Annotated in this window: 1 protein-coding gene and 1 pseudogene; one reads left to right on the top strand and one right to left on the bottom strand. The window is 31.2% G+C overall.

What is annotated here, in order from left to right:
- The first annotated feature begins 213 nt into the window (after nucleotides 1-213).
- Nucleotides 214-474, top strand: a complete 261-nt coding sequence (locus tag A5849_RS07760; protein WP_002329257.1) for a hypothetical protein — start codon at nucleotides 214-216, stop codon at nucleotides 472-474.
- A 180-nt stretch (nucleotides 475-654) separates the two neighbouring features.
- Here A5849_RS07760 and A5849_RS15320 read toward each other — a convergent pair.
- Nucleotides 655-861: pseudogene (locus tag A5849_RS15320) on the bottom strand (hypothetical protein); the annotation flags it as partial.
- Between the last annotated feature and the right edge of the window lie 153 nt (nucleotides 862-1,014).

Genomic DNA, 1,014 nt, shown 5'->3' on the forward strand with positions numbered 1-1,014 from the left:
ATATTTATCTTATCATTATTCATTGATTATGAGAAAAAAATGAGATTGAAGGGGGGATCGGTAATAAAAGACTTATACAAAAATGAAGGGTTGCTTAGATACGTAGATTACTACAGTATAATAAGAACGGTTTCAAGCTATATGATCATTGATACATAAGTTCAGAAAATCGACTTAAAATGTTATTGATTAATGAGAATTGGAAAAACGGCAATGAATAAATCGAGTAAACAAGAATCGAACGTACTGAAGGCAACATTTGAAAAAGAATACGGAGTTTCTACAGAAGAAGTATATAAAGTGGCAAGTCAGGGTGTTGCTATTGCAAGTGAGGTTATTCGTAAGCTTGGATTTCTATATAAAATGATGCTCGTCAATGGGAGGGAGCGGAATGAAAAAAAAGACAGATGTTACGCTAGTAGTCATGGTATAGACGGTTTAATACTAGATATGCCGATAAAGTACCCTAATTAATTCGGATTGAAAGAATGATGAAATGCGATAGACAGCAACGGTTGAAAAATAGTAAGAACAATTATGAAGAGTTGAAATTCACATCCTTGTTTCCTAGTATGTTTTTACTATTTCCGTTGCTGTCTATTAATTTATAAACATCGGAGTTACGCATATTTAAAACACATCAATTACTTATTGTCAAAGATAGATATAATACGCATCAGCTTCCGAAGTAGCAGAATTTACCTTATGAAGTCCTTCTAATTTGATGTGGAGTTCTTTGGCAATTTCTTGAATATATTTGTTAAATATACTATTTTCTAATTTTAAATAATTAGCAATCTCTATAGAAATAACTTTTTTACATTCTTTTCCTATAAACTGAATATTAAACTGTCTTATTACACCTGTCTCTTATACACATCTAGATGTGTATAAGAGACAGATATAATACGCATCAGCTTCCGAAGTAGCAGAATTTACCCTGTCTCTTATACACATCTAGATGTGTATAAGAGACAGGTCTAAACGTTTATATATAATAAAAATGTGCGAAAT

This window comes from Enterococcus sp. 10F3_DIV0382, from assembly GCF_002140245.1.
GTDB lineage: Bacteria > Bacillota > Bacilli > Lactobacillales > Enterococcaceae > Enterococcus_B > Enterococcus_B lactis.